The 13,669-nt window shown below is 68.3% G+C and carries 13 protein-coding genes, 2 tRNA genes and 1 pseudogene; 11 read left to right on the top strand and 5 right to left on the bottom strand.

Annotated elements, in window-relative coordinates; translation table 11 throughout:
* Window positions 1–140: 140 nt before the first annotated feature.
* Together OCS65_RS18095 and OCS65_RS18090 are read right to left on the bottom strand one after the other, a co-directional pair.
* Window positions 141–1,019: a sulfite exporter TauE/SafE family protein gene (locus tag OCS65_RS18095; protein ID WP_006930561.1), complete on the bottom strand. Its 879-nt coding sequence runs from the start codon at window positions 1,017–1,019 to the stop codon at window positions 141–143.
* Window positions 1,020–1,021: 2 nt separating this feature from the next.
* Window positions 1,022–1,621 (bottom strand): rhodanese-like domain-containing protein, encoded by a 600-nt coding sequence (locus OCS65_RS18090; RefSeq protein WP_006930562.1) that lies wholly within the window; start codon window positions 1,619–1,621, stop codon window positions 1,022–1,024.
* A 256-nt stretch (window positions 1,622–1,877) separates the two neighbouring features.
* On the opposite strand from OCS65_RS18090, the pseudogene OCS65_RS18085 reads away from it, so the two are divergent.
* The 5 genes and pseudogenes from OCS65_RS18085 to OCS65_RS18065 all read left to right on the top strand — a co-directional run.
* A pseudogene (locus tag OCS65_RS18085) lies at window positions 1,878–2,852 on the top strand (rhodanese-like domain-containing protein); the annotation flags it as partial.
* Between the two features lie 33 nt (window positions 2,853–2,885).
* Window positions 2,886–3,260 carry a thioredoxin gene (gene trxA / locus OCS65_RS18080; protein WP_043796566.1) on the top strand — a complete coding sequence of 125 codons (375 nt, stop codon included), beginning with the start codon at window positions 2,886–2,888 and terminating at the stop codon, window positions 3,258–3,260.
* 37 nt (window positions 3,261–3,297) lie between these two features.
* Entirely contained in the window at window positions 3,298–3,468 is a 171-nt protein-coding gene (locus OCS65_RS18075) for a hypothetical protein (RefSeq protein WP_164528111.1), read from the top strand.
* Window positions 3,469–3,637: 169 nt separating this feature from the next.
* On the top strand, window positions 3,638–5,029 hold the full coding sequence (locus OCS65_RS18070; RefSeq protein ID WP_231771675.1) for a wax ester/triacylglycerol synthase family O-acyltransferase: 1,392 nt from the start codon (window positions 3,638–3,640) through the stop codon (window positions 5,027–5,029).
* A 60-nt stretch (window positions 5,030–5,089) separates the two neighbouring features.
* Entirely contained in the window at window positions 5,090–5,458 is a 369-nt protein-coding gene (locus OCS65_RS18065) for a carboxymuconolactone decarboxylase family protein (protein WP_029543093.1), read from the top strand.
* A gap of 8 nt (window positions 5,459–5,466) precedes the next feature.
* Here OCS65_RS18065 and OCS65_RS18060 read toward each other — a convergent pair.
* Window positions 5,467–5,540, bottom strand: a tRNA-Gly gene (locus OCS65_RS18060).
* Window positions 5,541–5,678: 138 nt separating this feature from the next.
* On the opposite strand from OCS65_RS18060, the gene OCS65_RS18055 reads away from it, so the two are divergent.
* The 5 genes from OCS65_RS18055 (at window position 5,679) to clpX (ending at window position 10,237) form a co-directional block, all read left to right on the top strand.
* A tRNA-Pro gene (locus tag OCS65_RS18055) sits at window positions 5,679–5,755 on the top strand.
* 79 nt (window positions 5,756–5,834) lie between these two features.
* Window positions 5,835–7,211: a trigger factor gene (gene tig / locus OCS65_RS18050; RefSeq protein WP_006937300.1), complete on the top strand. Its 1,377-nt coding sequence runs from the start codon at window positions 5,835–5,837 to the stop codon at window positions 7,209–7,211.
* Between the two features lie 181 nt (window positions 7,212–7,392).
* The gene (locus tag OCS65_RS18045; protein ID WP_003938127.1) at window positions 7,393–8,019 is read left to right on the top strand and encodes an ATP-dependent Clp protease proteolytic subunit; all 627 of its coding nucleotides are present in this window, start codon (window positions 7,393–7,395) and stop codon (window positions 8,017–8,019) included.
* A gap of 49 nt (window positions 8,020–8,068) precedes the next feature.
* Complete coding sequence (locus tag OCS65_RS18040) at window positions 8,069–8,731, top strand: ATP-dependent Clp protease proteolytic subunit (RefSeq protein ID WP_006937299.1); 663 nt, start codon at window positions 8,069–8,071, stop codon at window positions 8,729–8,731.
* A gap of 228 nt (window positions 8,732–8,959) precedes the next feature.
* Window positions 8,960–10,237 (top strand): ATP-dependent Clp protease ATP-binding subunit ClpX, encoded by a 1,278-nt coding sequence (gene clpX, locus OCS65_RS18035; RefSeq protein ID WP_003938129.1) that lies wholly within the window; start codon window positions 8,960–8,962, stop codon window positions 10,235–10,237.
* A 217-nt stretch (window positions 10,238–10,454) separates the two neighbouring features.
* On the opposite strand, the gene OCS65_RS18030 is transcribed toward clpX, so the two are convergent.
* Both OCS65_RS18030 and OCS65_RS18025 read right to left on the bottom strand, forming a co-directional pair.
* Window positions 10,455–11,798, bottom strand: coding sequence for an MFS transporter (locus OCS65_RS18030; RefSeq protein WP_029543097.1), 1,344 nt, complete (start codon window positions 11,796–11,798; stop codon window positions 10,455–10,457).
* 166 nt (window positions 11,799–11,964) lie between these two features.
* Window positions 11,965–12,615, bottom strand: a complete 651-nt coding sequence (locus OCS65_RS18025; RefSeq protein WP_029543099.1) for a TetR/AcrR family transcriptional regulator — start codon at window positions 12,613–12,615, stop codon at window positions 11,965–11,967.
* Window positions 12,616–12,717: 102 nt separating this feature from the next.
* Here OCS65_RS18025 and OCS65_RS18020 point away from each other — a divergent pair, with 102 nt between their 5' ends.
* Window positions 12,718–13,590 carry a shikimate dehydrogenase gene (locus tag OCS65_RS18020; RefSeq protein WP_050035064.1) on the top strand — a complete coding sequence of 291 codons (873 nt, stop codon included), beginning with the start codon at window positions 12,718–12,720 and terminating at the stop codon, window positions 13,588–13,590.
* Window positions 13,591–13,669: the final 79 nt, after the last annotated feature.

Here is a 13,669-nt window from a genome sequence, read left to right as displayed (position 1 = left end):
GCGACAGTCGGGTTTCGCTCCGGCCGCACCTCGAACCGGGACGGCATCACGGCCCGGCGCGGGAATCCGGAGCGGATACTCCGAACTCTAGGCGCCGGGCCGTGATGCCGATAGTGACTTTCGTCCGGGTTGTGAGTCCGTCAGGCGGCCGAGGTGGCGGCTTCCGTCCGTCGTCCGAGCCGCTGCAGGGGGCAGCGGTCGCTGCGGCTGCAGGCGTAGGTGGTGCCGGCGGCGAGGAGGGTGAGTGCCGCCGCGGTGATGCCGACGAGGGGATGGATCTCCTGGGCGAGGATGACCGAGGACATGATCAGGACGAACCAGCCGAAGCCCTTGCGCAGCGCGTCCGGGTCGACCATGGCGGTCAGGCGGCCGCCGATGAGGCTGCCGACGACGGCGGCGCCGGTGACCATTGCCGCCAGGCGCCAGTCGATCTGCACCGTGGACAGGTAGCCGCCGAGGCCGGCGAACGACTTCATGGCGATCACGATCAGCGAGGTGCCGACGGCGATGGGCATGGGCAGGCCGCCGAGCAGGGCCAGGGCCGGCACGACCAGGAAGCCGCCCCCGGCGCCGACGAGGCCGGTGACCAGGCCGACGACCACGCCGTCGAGCAGGATCTTGCCGACCGGCATGGAGTGGGTGCCGTCCGGGCCCGTGGTCTTGTTCTTGCGGCCGCGGAGCATGGCGATGGCGGTGGCGATCATCATCGCGGCGAAGGCGAGCAGCAGGATGCTGCCGGGGATGAAACGCGAGAGCAGGCCGCCGGCGTAGGCACCGGCCATGCCGGCCAGGCCGAACAGGATGCCGGTGCGCCACTGGACGCGGCCTGCCCGCGCGTGGGAGATCGCGCCGACCGCGCTGGTGACGCCGACGACGAGCAGCGAGGTGGCGATGGCTTCCTTGGCATCCATGCCCGCGACGTACGCCAGCAGCGGGACGGTGAGGATCGAACCTCCGCCGCCGAGCAATCCGAGGGTGACGCCGACGAGGACCGCCAGCGCAACGGTCAGCGCGATCATGATCAGTTCCTTTCGGCCGTAGCGGTCTTCGAGTCGACCAGCTGGGCGACGATGGTCTGCGGATCACACGAGGCGCCGCGGTTGTAGGGCAGCTTGGAGAGCACCATGCCCATCGCGCAGGTGTTGGAGAGCGCGGCGAAGCTCAGGCCGCCGCCGACGCCGGCGGCGAGCCACTTGAGCTTGGGTACCGCGATGCTGCCGAGGACGGAGGTCAGCACGATGGAGCCGGCGACGAGGCGGACCTGGCGTTCGAGGTCCCAGCGCTCGGTGCCGCGGTTGACGGTGAAGCCCTTGGCTTCCCAGCCCATCATGCCGCCCTCGAGGATGTGCACGTTGAACAGCCCGGCGGTGCGGAGAGTCTCCTCGGCCTGGGTGGCGCGCTGGCCCGACCGGCACACGAGGACGACGTTCTCGTCGAGGTGGGCGAGGAACTCGTCGCGGTGCTCGCGCAGCAGGTCCAGGGGGACGTTGTAGGCGCCGGGAATGTGCACGGACTCGAACTCGCCGGGCGTGCGGACGTCCACGACGCGGACGTTCTTGCCGGAGTCGAGGAGCTCGCGCAGGGCGGTGGGATCGAGGGTGGCGGGACTCGGCTCGGTCATGGGGGCCTTTCGGATCGGTGGTCGTGATCGCGGGGTGTGCGATCGGGCTTCGTGCATAAACCCCGGGGGGTATGTCCGCAGCAATGATAAGCATACGGGAGGGGGTATGTGCAAGGCGTGCCGGCGGGGTCGTGGCGGCGGTGCGACGTGCTTCGCCGGTATACCCCAGGGGGTACTTGACATACCCAGGGGGGTATATGTCAGGATGGGTCAACGCAGAACGCCACCGGTCTTGGTGACCGAGGAGAGGGAGATCCGATTGTTCATCGGTGATGTGGGCCGTCCGGACCTGGTGAATCTGGGGGATTCGTCGACCGAGGATCTGGCGCGGGCGATGTACCACACGGTGCACGAGAAGCTGCTGACCCTGCCCGATGCGGTCACGGTGCTGCCCGCGCACGGTGCCGGCTCGTCGTGCGGGAAGAACCTGTCGACGGAGCTGACCTCGACGATCGGGGAGCAGCGGGTGAGCAATCCGTCGGTGCAGCCGATGAGCGAGGAGGCGTTCGTGGCGTTGGTCACCGAGGGGCAGCCGGCCGCGCCGGCCTACTTCTCGGTCGATGCCGGGTTGAACAAGAGCGTGCATCCGCTGCTCGATCGGGGGCGCACCATCCCGGAGCTGAGCCCGGCGCGGGTGCGGGCGGAGCTGGCCGCCGGGACCCGGGTGCTCGATGCGCGCGGTGTGGACGATTTCGCGGCGGGGCATCTGCGCGGGTCGGTCAACGTCGGGTTCGACGGCCGGTTCGCCGAGACCGGCGGGATGGTCGCCGAGGTGGGGGAGAAGATCGTGTTGATCACCTATCCGGGGGAGGAGCAGGACGCGGCGCGTGCGGCTGGCCCGGATCGGGTCGGACAACGCGGCCGGTTATCTCACCGTCGATCACGACGGGGTGTTCCCGGCGGAGCTGGCGGATCTGGTGCAGACCGCGCCGCGGACCACCGTCGCGCAGCTCGACGAGTGGCTCGCCGCCGATGCGGTGACGCTGGTCGACATCCGTAATCCCGGTGAACGCGAGTTCGGGGTGATTCCGGGGGCGGTGTGCCGATCCCGTTGGCGCAGCTGCGGACCCGGCTCGGGCAGGTGCCGACCGGCAAGCCGATCGTGGTGCACTGCGCCGGTGGGTGGCGTTCGAGTGTGGCCGCGTCGCTGCTGCGGGCGCAGGGCTTCGACAACGTCTCGGACCTGCTCGGCGGTTACAACGCCTGGGCCGAGGCCCACGTCCCCGCCTGATCCCGCACCCGAGGAAAACGAAAGGAACCCCCGATGGCAACGACGAATCTCACCCTCGCGGACTTCGAGTCCACGATCACCGACAACGACATCGTCCTGGTCGACTTCTGGGCCTCGTGGTGCGGTCCGTGCCGGGCGTTCGCCCCCGTGTTCGACAAGTCCTCGGCCGCGCACCCGGACGTCGTGCACGCCAAGGTCGACACCGAGGCCGAGCAGCAGCTCGCCGCCATGGCCGACATCCGCTCGATCCCCACGATCATGGCGTTCCGCGAGGGCGTGCTGGTCTACGCCCAGCCCGGCGCCCTGCCGGCGGCCGCCCTCGAAGACCTCATCGGGCAGATCAAGGCCCTGAACATGGCCGAGGTCCACGCCCAGGTCGCCGAACACAAGGCCGCCGCCGGCGCCTGACCCGCCACCCCCGTTACCCGTCCCGAGGAGGACCCCTATGTGTTACCCCGTCACCTGCCCGAACTGCGGAAAGACCGGCTGGGGCGGCTGCGGCCAGCACGTCGACGCCGTCATGCGCTCCGTGCCCGCACCCGACCGCTGCGCGTGCGGCCAGGACACCGCCGCGGGGGCGCAGGCACGCACCCTCGGCGCGCTCTTCCGCCGCTGACCGCACCTCGAGGAGACTGCGCCTCCACCGCACTCTCCGCCGCGGCAACACCCCGCCCTGCTCGAGCAGGGCGGGGTGTTCGCGTAGCAGGCCGAGGGCCAATTACCCTTCCGCGGTCGGCCGACCGGTGAAAAACTCGTAAACGCCCACTCGAGAAGGGACGGCCACGGTGAACAGAGCGATGGGGCCGGTGGACACCATCTGGCTCAACATGGACCGACCCGAGAACCTCATGATCATCGACTCGCTGATGTTCTTCGAGGGCCCCGTCGACTGGTCGCGCGTGGTGTCCCTCGTGCAGCGACGATTCGTCGACACCTACCCGTCGTTCCGGCAGCGGCCGGTGCAACCGCGCACGCATGTCGGGTCGCCGCATTGGGAGGACGACCCGGAGTTCGACCTCGACGACCACCTGATCCGGACGACCCTGCCCCGCAGCGACGACGCGACGCTGCAGCGGTACATCGAACGGCGGATGCCGGTGCCGTTCGATCGTCGCCGCCCGCTGTGGGAGATGCACCTCATCGACGGATACCGGCACGGAGCCGTGATCTACACCCGGCTCCACCACTGCATCGGTGACGGCATAGCCCTCAACCAGGTGATGCTCTCGATGACGGGGGAGACCCCGGACAGCGACCTCGACGACGCCCCGACCGCCGTGCCCGAGCACCATGCCGGTCTCCTCGAGGGGGCCGCCAAATTCGCGGGGGCCGCGGTGTCGAACACCGCCAGTGCGGCGTCCGGCGCTGCGCACATGCTGCTCGACCTGCCCAAGCTGCTCGATCCGCATGTCCTCGGCGACGCCTTCACCCAGGCCGAACGCACCGGCGAGATCGCGAACAAGCTCGTGCTCGGCCCCAAGCCGCACACTCCGCTCAGTGGCGAACCAGGAACGGCCAAACGGGCGGTGTGGTGTGAGCCCTTTCCGCTCGACGACATCAAGCACATCGGTCACCGGACCGGCACCACGGTCAACGACGTGCTCATGGGAGCCGTCGCCGGGGCGCTCGCGACGTACATCCGCGAGCACGGCGGCGAGCCGCAGGACGTGCCCACGATGGTGCCGGTCAACGTTCGCCCCCTCGACAAGCCCCTGCCGAAGGAACTCGGGAATCAGTTCGCTCTGGTGCTCTTCAAGTACCCGTCGGCACTGGAGACCCCGCTCGAACGCATCGTCGAGACCCACCGGCGGATGGAGGTCATCAAGCACTCTCCCGAGGTGACGCTCACGTTCGGCCTGATCAAGGCGATCGGACGGACCGGTCCGGAGCTGGAACGGTTCTTCGTGGACTTCTTCTCCGGCAAGGCGATCGGGGTGACCACCAATGTTCCCGGTCCCACGAGCGACCGGTACATGGCGGGGGCGAAGATCCGCGGTGTGCTCGCCTGGGTGCCGGGCGCCGGCGATCAGACCCTCGGCGTCTCGATCTTCAGCTACAGCGGCAAGGTCCGGGTGGGGTTCAAGGCGGACGCGGACCGGGTGCCCGATCCCGAGAATCTCGTCCGCGCCTTCACCGAGGAGATCGACGGGCTGCTCCGCCTCTCGCACGCGGTGTGACGGCGACGTGAATCCGCCGATTCGGTGTCCGTTCCGGGTGAGGATGTCTACGGTCGGCTCATGAGCGAGCACGGGCACTACCAGGAAGTCCTGAACGCACTGAATCCGCAGCACCGGGCGCTGCGCGCGGCGATTCCCGAGGTGTATCAGGGTTTCAATGCCCTCAGCAAGGCCGCCTTCGCCCCCGGGGCCCTGGATACCAGGACCAAGGAACTGATCGCGCTCGCGATCGGCGTCGTCGACGAATGCGACGGCTGCATCGCCTCCCATGCGCGCAGCGCCGTCCGGGCCGGGGCGAGCAGGCAGGAGGCCGCCGAGGCGATCGGGGTCGCATTTCTGATGCAGGGCGGCCCGGCGACGATCTACGGGTCGCGGGCCTACACCGCGTTCTGCGAATTCGCCGACGCGGAGGAACAGCGGGACCGGTGACGGTCCGGTGGAGGGGATGACGGGAATCGAACCCGCGTAGCCAGTTTGGAAGACTGGGGCTCTACCATTGAGCTACATCCCCATGCATGCGATCGACCCGGGATCGCCGGGTCTGCCGCGTGCAGGAACAGACTGTACCGAACCTCGCTTTGGATTTCATAATCGGGGGGCCGTAGGATTCTCCCTCGGGTCCCCGGAAGGTTCCGGGTGCCGGTGTTGACGGGATGTGGCGCAGCTTGGTAGCGCATCCGCTTTGGGAGCGGAGGGTCGCAGGTTCAAATCCTGTCATCCCGACCAGGAAGAACCGGGTGGACGACCGAGCACCCGGTGACAGCTTGATCGAACGACCAACGAGCACGACAGAAGGAGCATGTCCGTGAAGAGCACCGTCGAGCAGCTCAGCCCGACGCGAGTCCGTATCAACGTTGAGGTGCCCTTCGAGGAGCTCCAGCCTGATTTCGACCGCGCGTTCAAGGCCCTCGCCAGCCAGATCCGCCTTCCCGGCTTCCGGCCCGGCAAGGCCCCGCGCAAGCTGCTCGAGGCCCGCGTCGGACGTGGCGCCGTGCTCGAGCAGGTCGTCAACGACGCCATCCCGGCCCGCTACAGCGAGGCCGTGACCGCCAACGAGGTCAAGGTCATCGGCCAGCCCGAGGTCGACATCACCAAGCTCGAGGACAACGTCGAGCTCGTCTTCACCGCCGAGGTCGACGTCCGGCCGGAGATCGCCCTCCCCGACTTCTCCGCCATCGCGGTCACAGTCGATCCCGTCGAGGTCACCGACGAGGCGGTCGAGGAGCAGCTGCTGTCGCTGCGTCAGCGCTTCGGCACCCTCACCGGTGTCGAGCGGCCGGTGCAGGACGGCGACTTCGTGTCCATCGACCTGTCCGCCACCGTCGGCGGCGAGGAGGTCCCCGAGGCCTCCACCACCGGTCTGTCCCACGAGGTCGGTTCGGGCCAGCTCATCGACGGCCTCGACGAGGCGCTCGTCGGCCTGTCCGCGGGCGAGTCGAAGGAGTTCACCACCACGCTCGTCGCCGGTGAGCATGCCGGCGAGGAGGCCGTGGTCACCGTCACGGTGAACAGCGTCAAGGAGCGCGAGCTGCCCGCCGAGGACGACGAATTCGCGCAGCTCGCGAGCGAGTTCGACACCCTCGAGGAGCTCAAGGCCGACCTGCGCGAGCGGGTCTCCCGCGTCAAGAAGGTCGAGCAGGCCGGTCAGATCCGCGACAAGGTTCTCGACGCCCTGCTCGAGGCCGTGGAGGTGCCGCTGCCCGAGGCCGTCGTCCAGGCCGAGATCGACGGCGCCCTGCACGATGCCATCCACGCGCTCGACCACGACGAGACCAAGCTCAACCAGCTCCTCGAGGAGCAGGGCTCGAGCCGCGAGGAATTCGACAACGACACCCGCGAGTCGGCCGAGCGCGCCGTGAAGGTGCAGCTGCTGCTCGACGCGATCGCCGAGGCCGAGGGCACCACCGTCGAGCAGGAGGAGCTCACCGAGCGCATCTTCTTCCAGGCGCAGCGCTACGGCATCCCGCCGGAGCAGTTCATCCAGCAGATCGGCCAGGCGAACCAGCTCGGCGCCGTCTACGCGGACGTCCGGCGCGGCAAGGCCCTCGGCAACGTCGTGGACCGGGCCACGGTCACCGACACCAGTGGCGCCACGATCGACACCTCCGAGCTGTTCGGCACGAAGAGCGACGCCGAGTCCGAGGACGCCGAGGCTCCGGCCGGCGAGGGCGACTCCGAGTAGTAGAGCGAGACCCGTTGCCGCGCCGCGCGATTGCATGTGCGACGTCGCAACGGTTCTGCGCAGGGAACGCAGAGCGGAAATTTCCGCTTTGAGCGAAGTGGGGCGGCACCGGGCATCCGGTGCCGCCCCACTTCGTTACTGTCAGTGTCAGCAATCCACGATTGACGAGAAGGCAGGTACCGTGACTCCTCAGAATCCGGCGACATCCATCGGTCCCACGATGACCTCGGCCACCGCTGGGCTCAACCTCAGCGACTCGGTCTACGAGCGGCTGCTGCGCGAGCGGATCATCTTCCTCGGTACCCAGGTCGACGACGACATCGCGAACAAGCTCTGCGCGCAGATCCTGCTGCTGTCCGCGGAGGACCCGACGCGCGACATCTCCCTCTACATCAACTCCCCGGGTGGATCCGTCACCGCCGGTATGGCGATCTACGACACCATGAAGTTCGTCGAGTGCGACGTGGCGACCTTCGCGATGGGCCTGGCCGCCTCCATGGGGCAGTTCCTGCTCTCGGCCGGCACGCGGGGCAAGCGGTACGCCCTGCCGCACGCGCGGATCATGATGCACCAGCCGTCCGCCGGTATCGGCGGCACGGCCAGCGACATCGCGATCATGGCGGAACAGTTCGCGCACACCAAGCGGGAGATGGCGGAACTGATCGCCGAGCACACCGGCCAGACCGTCGAGCAGATCACGAAGGACTCGGACCGCGACCGCTGGTTCACCGCCAAGGAAGCACTCGAGTACGGCTTCGTCGACCATGTCGTCTCGCGGGCGCAGCAGGCCGGCGGCACCGGCAACTAGTTCCGAGCCCTCCGATCCGCTCTACGCCCCACGAATTCCTGGAGAAGCGATGACCAACCTGTTCGATCCGCGCCAGCTCGGCGGCCAAGCTCCGGCTTCCCCCGCGAGCCGCTACATCCTGCCCTCGTTCATCGAGCACTCGAGCTACGGGGTCAAGGAGTCCAACCCGTACAACAAGCTGTTCGAGGAACGCATCATCTTCCTCGGCGTGCAAGTGGACGACGCCTCGGCCAACGACGTCATGGCGCAGCTGCTGGTGCTCGAGTCGCTGGACCCGGACCGCGACATCACGATGTACATCAACTCGCCCGGCGGCTCGTTCACGTCGCTGATGGCGATCTACGACACCATGCAGTACGTGCGTGCCGACATCACGACCGTGTGCCTCGGCCAGGCCGCCTCGGCCGCGGCGGTGCTGCTCGCCGCCGGTACCCCCGGCAAGCGGCTCGCCCTGCCCAATGCGCGCGTGCTCATCCACCAGCCCGCCACCGGCGGCATCCAGGGCCAGGTGTCCGACCTCGAGATCCAGGCCGCGGAGATCGAGCGCATGCGCCGCCTGATGGAGACGACCCTGGCCAAGCACACCGGCAAGGACCCCGAGCAGATCCGCAAGGACACCGACCGCGACAAGATCCTCACCGCCGCGGAGGCCGTCGACTACGGTCTGATCGACAACGTGCTCGAGTACCGCAAGCTCTCGGCTCAGAAGTAACCGCCTCGGCCCGGCCCGGAGCGCGCCTCGCGCGCCTTCGCGGCCGGGCCGGTGTGCTCGAGCGGCATTACCGCCGCCCCGCACAAAATATGGCCCGAATCGCCCGGAACCGGTCGACCGCCGTCGCAGTCTCCGGGTACGGTCGTTCCAAGGGCCCGCTCCCCGGACCGGCGCTGTCGGCGGTCGCGGGATCGGTTGCACGCTTACGAGGAAGTAGGGACCTGACAGATGGCACGTATCGGTGACGGGGGCGACCTGTTGAAATGCTCTTTCTGCGGAAAGAGCCAGAAGCAGGTCAAGAAGCTCATTGCGGGCCCAGGGGTCTACATCTGCGACGAGTGCATCGACCTGTGCAACGAGATCATCGAGGAAGAACTGGCCGAGTCCAACGAGGTCAAGCTCGACGAGTTGCCCAAGCCGGCCGAGATCCGCGAGTTCCTCGACAACTACGTCATCGGGCAGGACTCCGCGAAGCGGACCCTGGCGGTGGCGGTCTACAACCACTACAAGCGGATCCAGGCGGGGGAGAAGGCCCGCGACACCCGGGGTGAGTCGGTCGAGCTGGCCAAGTCGAACATCCTGCTGCTCGGGCCCACCGGCTGCGGGAAGACGTACCTGGCGCAGACGCTGGCGAAGATGCTGAACGTGCCGTTCGCGATCGCCGACGCCACCGCCCTGACCGAGGCCGGGTACGTCGGTGAGGACGTCGAGAACATCCTCCTCAAGCTCATCCAGGCGGCCGACTACGACGTCAAGCGCGCCGAGACCGGGATCATCTACATCGACGAGGTCGACAAGATCGCCCGCAAGAGCGAGAACCCGTCGATCACCCGCGACGTGTCCGGTGAGGGCGTCCAGCAGGCGCTGCTGAAGATCCTCGAGGGCACCCAGGCGTCGGTGCCGCCGCAGGGCGGACGCAAGCATCCGCACCAGGAATTCATCCAGATCGACACCACCAACGTGCTGTTCATCGTCGCCGGTGCGTTCGCCGGGCTCGAGAGGATCGTCTCGGACCGGGTCGGCAAGCGCGGAATCGGCTTCGGCGCCGAGGTGAAGTCCAAGGCCGAGATCGACACCACCGACCACTTCGCCGAGGTCATGCCCGAGGATCTGATCAAGTTCGGTCTCATTCCCGAGTTCATCGGCCGCCTGCCGGTCGTCGCCTCGGTGACGAACCTGGACAAGGATTCGCTGGTGCAGATCCTGTCGGAGCCGAAGAACGCGCTCGTCAAGCAGTACGTCCGGCTCTTCGAGATGGACGGGGTGGAGCTCGAGTTCACCCAGGACGGGCTGGAAGCTGTCGCCGATCAGGCGATCCTGCGTGGTACCGGTGCCCGCGGCCTGCGCGCCATCATGGAAGAGGTCCTGCTGCCGGTGATGTACGACATCCCGAGCCGCGACGACGTCGCCAAGGTGGTCGTCACCGCCGAAACCGTCAACGACAACGTGCTGCCGACTATCGTGCCGCGCAAACCCGAACGGGAGCGTCGCGACAAGACCGCCTGATCCGACCGCGTGAAAGGCCCCGGCATCCGTGCCGGGGCCTTCGCCGTAGGTGGGGTGCTTCCGCCGGAGCCTGCGACGCCGCGGTGGCCGCGACGCCACAGTGCCCGCGACGCCGCGGTGGCCGCGACGCCACAGTGCCCGCGACGCCACAGTGGCCGAATGTCACATCACGTCACTCGAAGCGACGTGATGTGACATTCGGCCACGTAAGCGGAGGTCAGATGCGGTTGCCGAGTTCGCGCAGCGGGGTGCGGAAGGTTTCCTTCGCCGACAGGGCGGACACGGCGCACACCAGGCAGGCGCCGGACGTCAGGAGGGCGACGGGCAGCCAGTTCGTCGGATCGCCGCCCATGAGCGCGGTGCCGATGGCGGGGGCGAAGCCGGCGATGGCGAAGCCGAGCTGGGTGCCGATCGCCATGCCGGAGTAGCGGACCTTGGTGTTGAACATCTCGGCGTAGAACGCCGGCCAGATCGCGTTGGGCGCGGCGTAGAGCAGGCCCATCAGGGCGATGCCGGCGGCGAAGATCAGCGCGACGTTGCCCGTGGAGATGGCCTGGAAGTACACGAAGATGAACACCGCCGAGCCGAGGACGCCGGTGACGAAGACGGGCTTACGGCCGACGCGATCCGACAAGGCGGCGAGGGCGGGCTGGCTGAACAAGGCGACGGCGTTGGCGGCGATCGCGACCCCCAGCATCGTCGACTTGGCGATGCCCACCTCGGCGCTGGTCGCGAACGCCAGGCCGAACACGGAGAAGATGGTGCTCACCACGGCGACGAAGGCGCAGAAGATCACCCGGGTCAGGTTGGCCGGATGGGTGCGCAGCAGGTCGGCGACCGGCAGCTTGGCGACCTCGTGGGACTTCTTGGTCTCCGCGAACTCCTCGGGCTCCTCGAGCTTGAGCCGCATGACGTACGCGGCGGCCAGCACGAACAGGCTGCCCCAGAACGGTACGCGCCAGCCCCAGCTGTAGAGGATGTCGTCGGGCATGGCCGCGACGGGCAGGAACACCAGGCTGGCGAGGATGAAGCCGGCCTGGGTGCCGTTGAGCGTCCAGCTCGCGAAGAATGCTCGCCGGTTCTGCGGGGCGTGCTCGAGAGTCAGCGAGCTGGCGCCGGACTGCTCGCCGGCGGCGGAGATGCCCTGGAAGATTCGCATCAACACGAGCAGCGCGGGGGCGAGTACGCCGATCGACTCGGCGCTGGGGATCAGGCCGATGCCGAAGGTGGCGACGCCCATGAGGATGAGCGTGAACAGCATGACGTTCTTGCGTCCGACCCGGTCACCGAAGTGGCCGAGCACCACGGCGCCGAGCGGCCGCGCGACGTAGGCGACACCGAAGGTCGACAGGGACAGCAGCGCCGCGTGGCCGCTGTCGGGGAAGAACACGGTCGGGAAGATCAGGGCGGCGGCGGATGCGTAGATGTAGAAGTCGTAGTACTCGAGCATGCTGCCGAGGAAGGCCGACGACGCTGCGCGCTTGACCTTGGTGGTGTCGTGCGGGCGGGTTTCGGTCGTCATACCGGAATTCTCCGGCGTGTCGAGGGTGTGCGCGGTCATCGCGTCTCCTGTGCGGAAAAGGGGAGGGGATGTTCGAGATACGAACCCGGGTTCGTACTGCGTTGTCTCGAATGTAGGCGCCATCACACGGTGAACGCAAGATGTATGAACTAGATAGTTCATAAAATTTCGGAACGCGTCCCCGTGCGCATTCCCCCGAGGTCCCTCAGTCGGGCAGGGTCGTCAGGAACGCGACGAGGAGGTCGCCCAGCATCCTCCGATGCCTGGTCCGCAGCTCGTCCGCGGCGAGGTTCTGGTCGAACAGGGCCTGCCAGGTGTACCGGTTGGCGGTGCGGAAGACGCAGAAACTGCTGATCACCAGGTGGACGTCGAGGGCGTCGACGTCGTCGCGGAAGAGGCCGTCGGCCCGGCCGCGTTCGAGGATGCCGGTGAGCACGTCGACGGCGGGGGCGCCCAGGCCGGCGAGATGGGGAGACTGCCGGATGTGCTCGCCCCGGAGCATGTTCTCGTTGGCGACGATGCGGATGAAGTCGGGATGCTGGTCGTGGTGGTCGAACGTGGCCTCGGCCAGCACGCGGATGGCGTCGACGGGGCCGAGGTCTTCGAGGTCCAGCTCGCGCTCCTGGGCGCGGATCGTCCCGTAGGAACTCTCGAGGACGGCCCGGTAGAGGCCCTCCTTGTCGCCGAAGTAGTAATAGATCATCCGCTTGGTGGTCTGCGTGCGCTCGGCGATCTCGTCGACCCGGGCTCCTGACAGTCCCTTGTCCGCGAACTCCGCGGTGGCCACCTCGAGGATGTTCTCCCTGGTGAGGTCGCTGTTGCGGCGTCGTCGGCCGGTCGTCTGCTCGGGTGCCATGGCGCCACCCTATCGACCGGGGTCTTGTCTCCGTGCCGCCCGTGGCCGTACGCTATGGCTTGTAACTCACTAGTTCGTACATTGTGACGTGAAAGGCCCGCCATGACCGACTCGATTCTCTGCGGCCTCATCGGAACCGGCATCGGTGCCTCGCTGACACCCCCGATGCACGAGGAGGAGGGCGCGCGGCAGGGTCTGCGCTACGTCTACAAGATCATCGACCTCGACGAGCTGGGCCTCTCGGTCGCCGACCTGCCGCGGCTGCTGCGCACCGCGCGCGAGCTGGGCTTCCGGGGCCTGAACATCACCCATCCCTGCAAGCAGGCCGTCCTCGACCATCTCGACGACCTGTCGCCCGAGGCGAGCCGCCTCGGCGCCGTCAACACCGTGCTGTTCGACGGCGGGCGCGCGATCGGTCACAACACCGACTGGTCGGGCTTCGGCCGCAACTTCGACCGCGGACTCCCCAGCGTCGCGCTCGACGCGGTCGTCCAGCTCGGGGCCGGTGGGGCCGGGGCGGCGGTCGCGTACGCCGCGCTCACCCGCGGGGTGCGCGCGTTCACCGTCGTCGATCCCGACCTCGCGCGCGCCACCGCGCTGCGCGACACGCTCACCGTGCTGTTCCCGGACGTTGCCGTCTCGTCCGCGACGCCGGCCGAGCTGCCGCGGCTGCTGGCCGCCGCGGACGGCCTGATCCACGCGACGCCCGTCGGCATGGCCGCACATCCCGGAACGGCCTTCGACCCGGCACTGCTGCGCCCCGACCTGTGGGTCGCCGAGGTCGTCTACCGGCCCATCGAGACCGAACTCGTCCTGCGTGCCCGCGCACTCGGCGCCCCGACCCTCACCGGCGCGGGCATGGCCGTCTTCCAGGCCGTCGACGCATTCCGCATCTTCACCGGGGTGGAGCCCGACGCCGACCGCATGCTTGCCCACATGACGGCCCTGATCGAGGCGGAGCGGGTGCCGGCCTGATCTGTCCGTGGGGACGACGGCGCCGCCTCACCGCGGTCGGGACGACGGCGCCGTGTCACCGCGGTCGGGACGACGGCGC

It is taken from the genome of Rhodococcus aetherivorans (assembly GCF_025722975.1).
Lineage (GTDB): Bacteria > Actinomycetota > Actinomycetes > Mycobacteriales > Mycobacteriaceae > Rhodococcus > Rhodococcus aetherivorans.
This window is presented reverse-complemented; position numbering and strand designations above follow the sequence as displayed.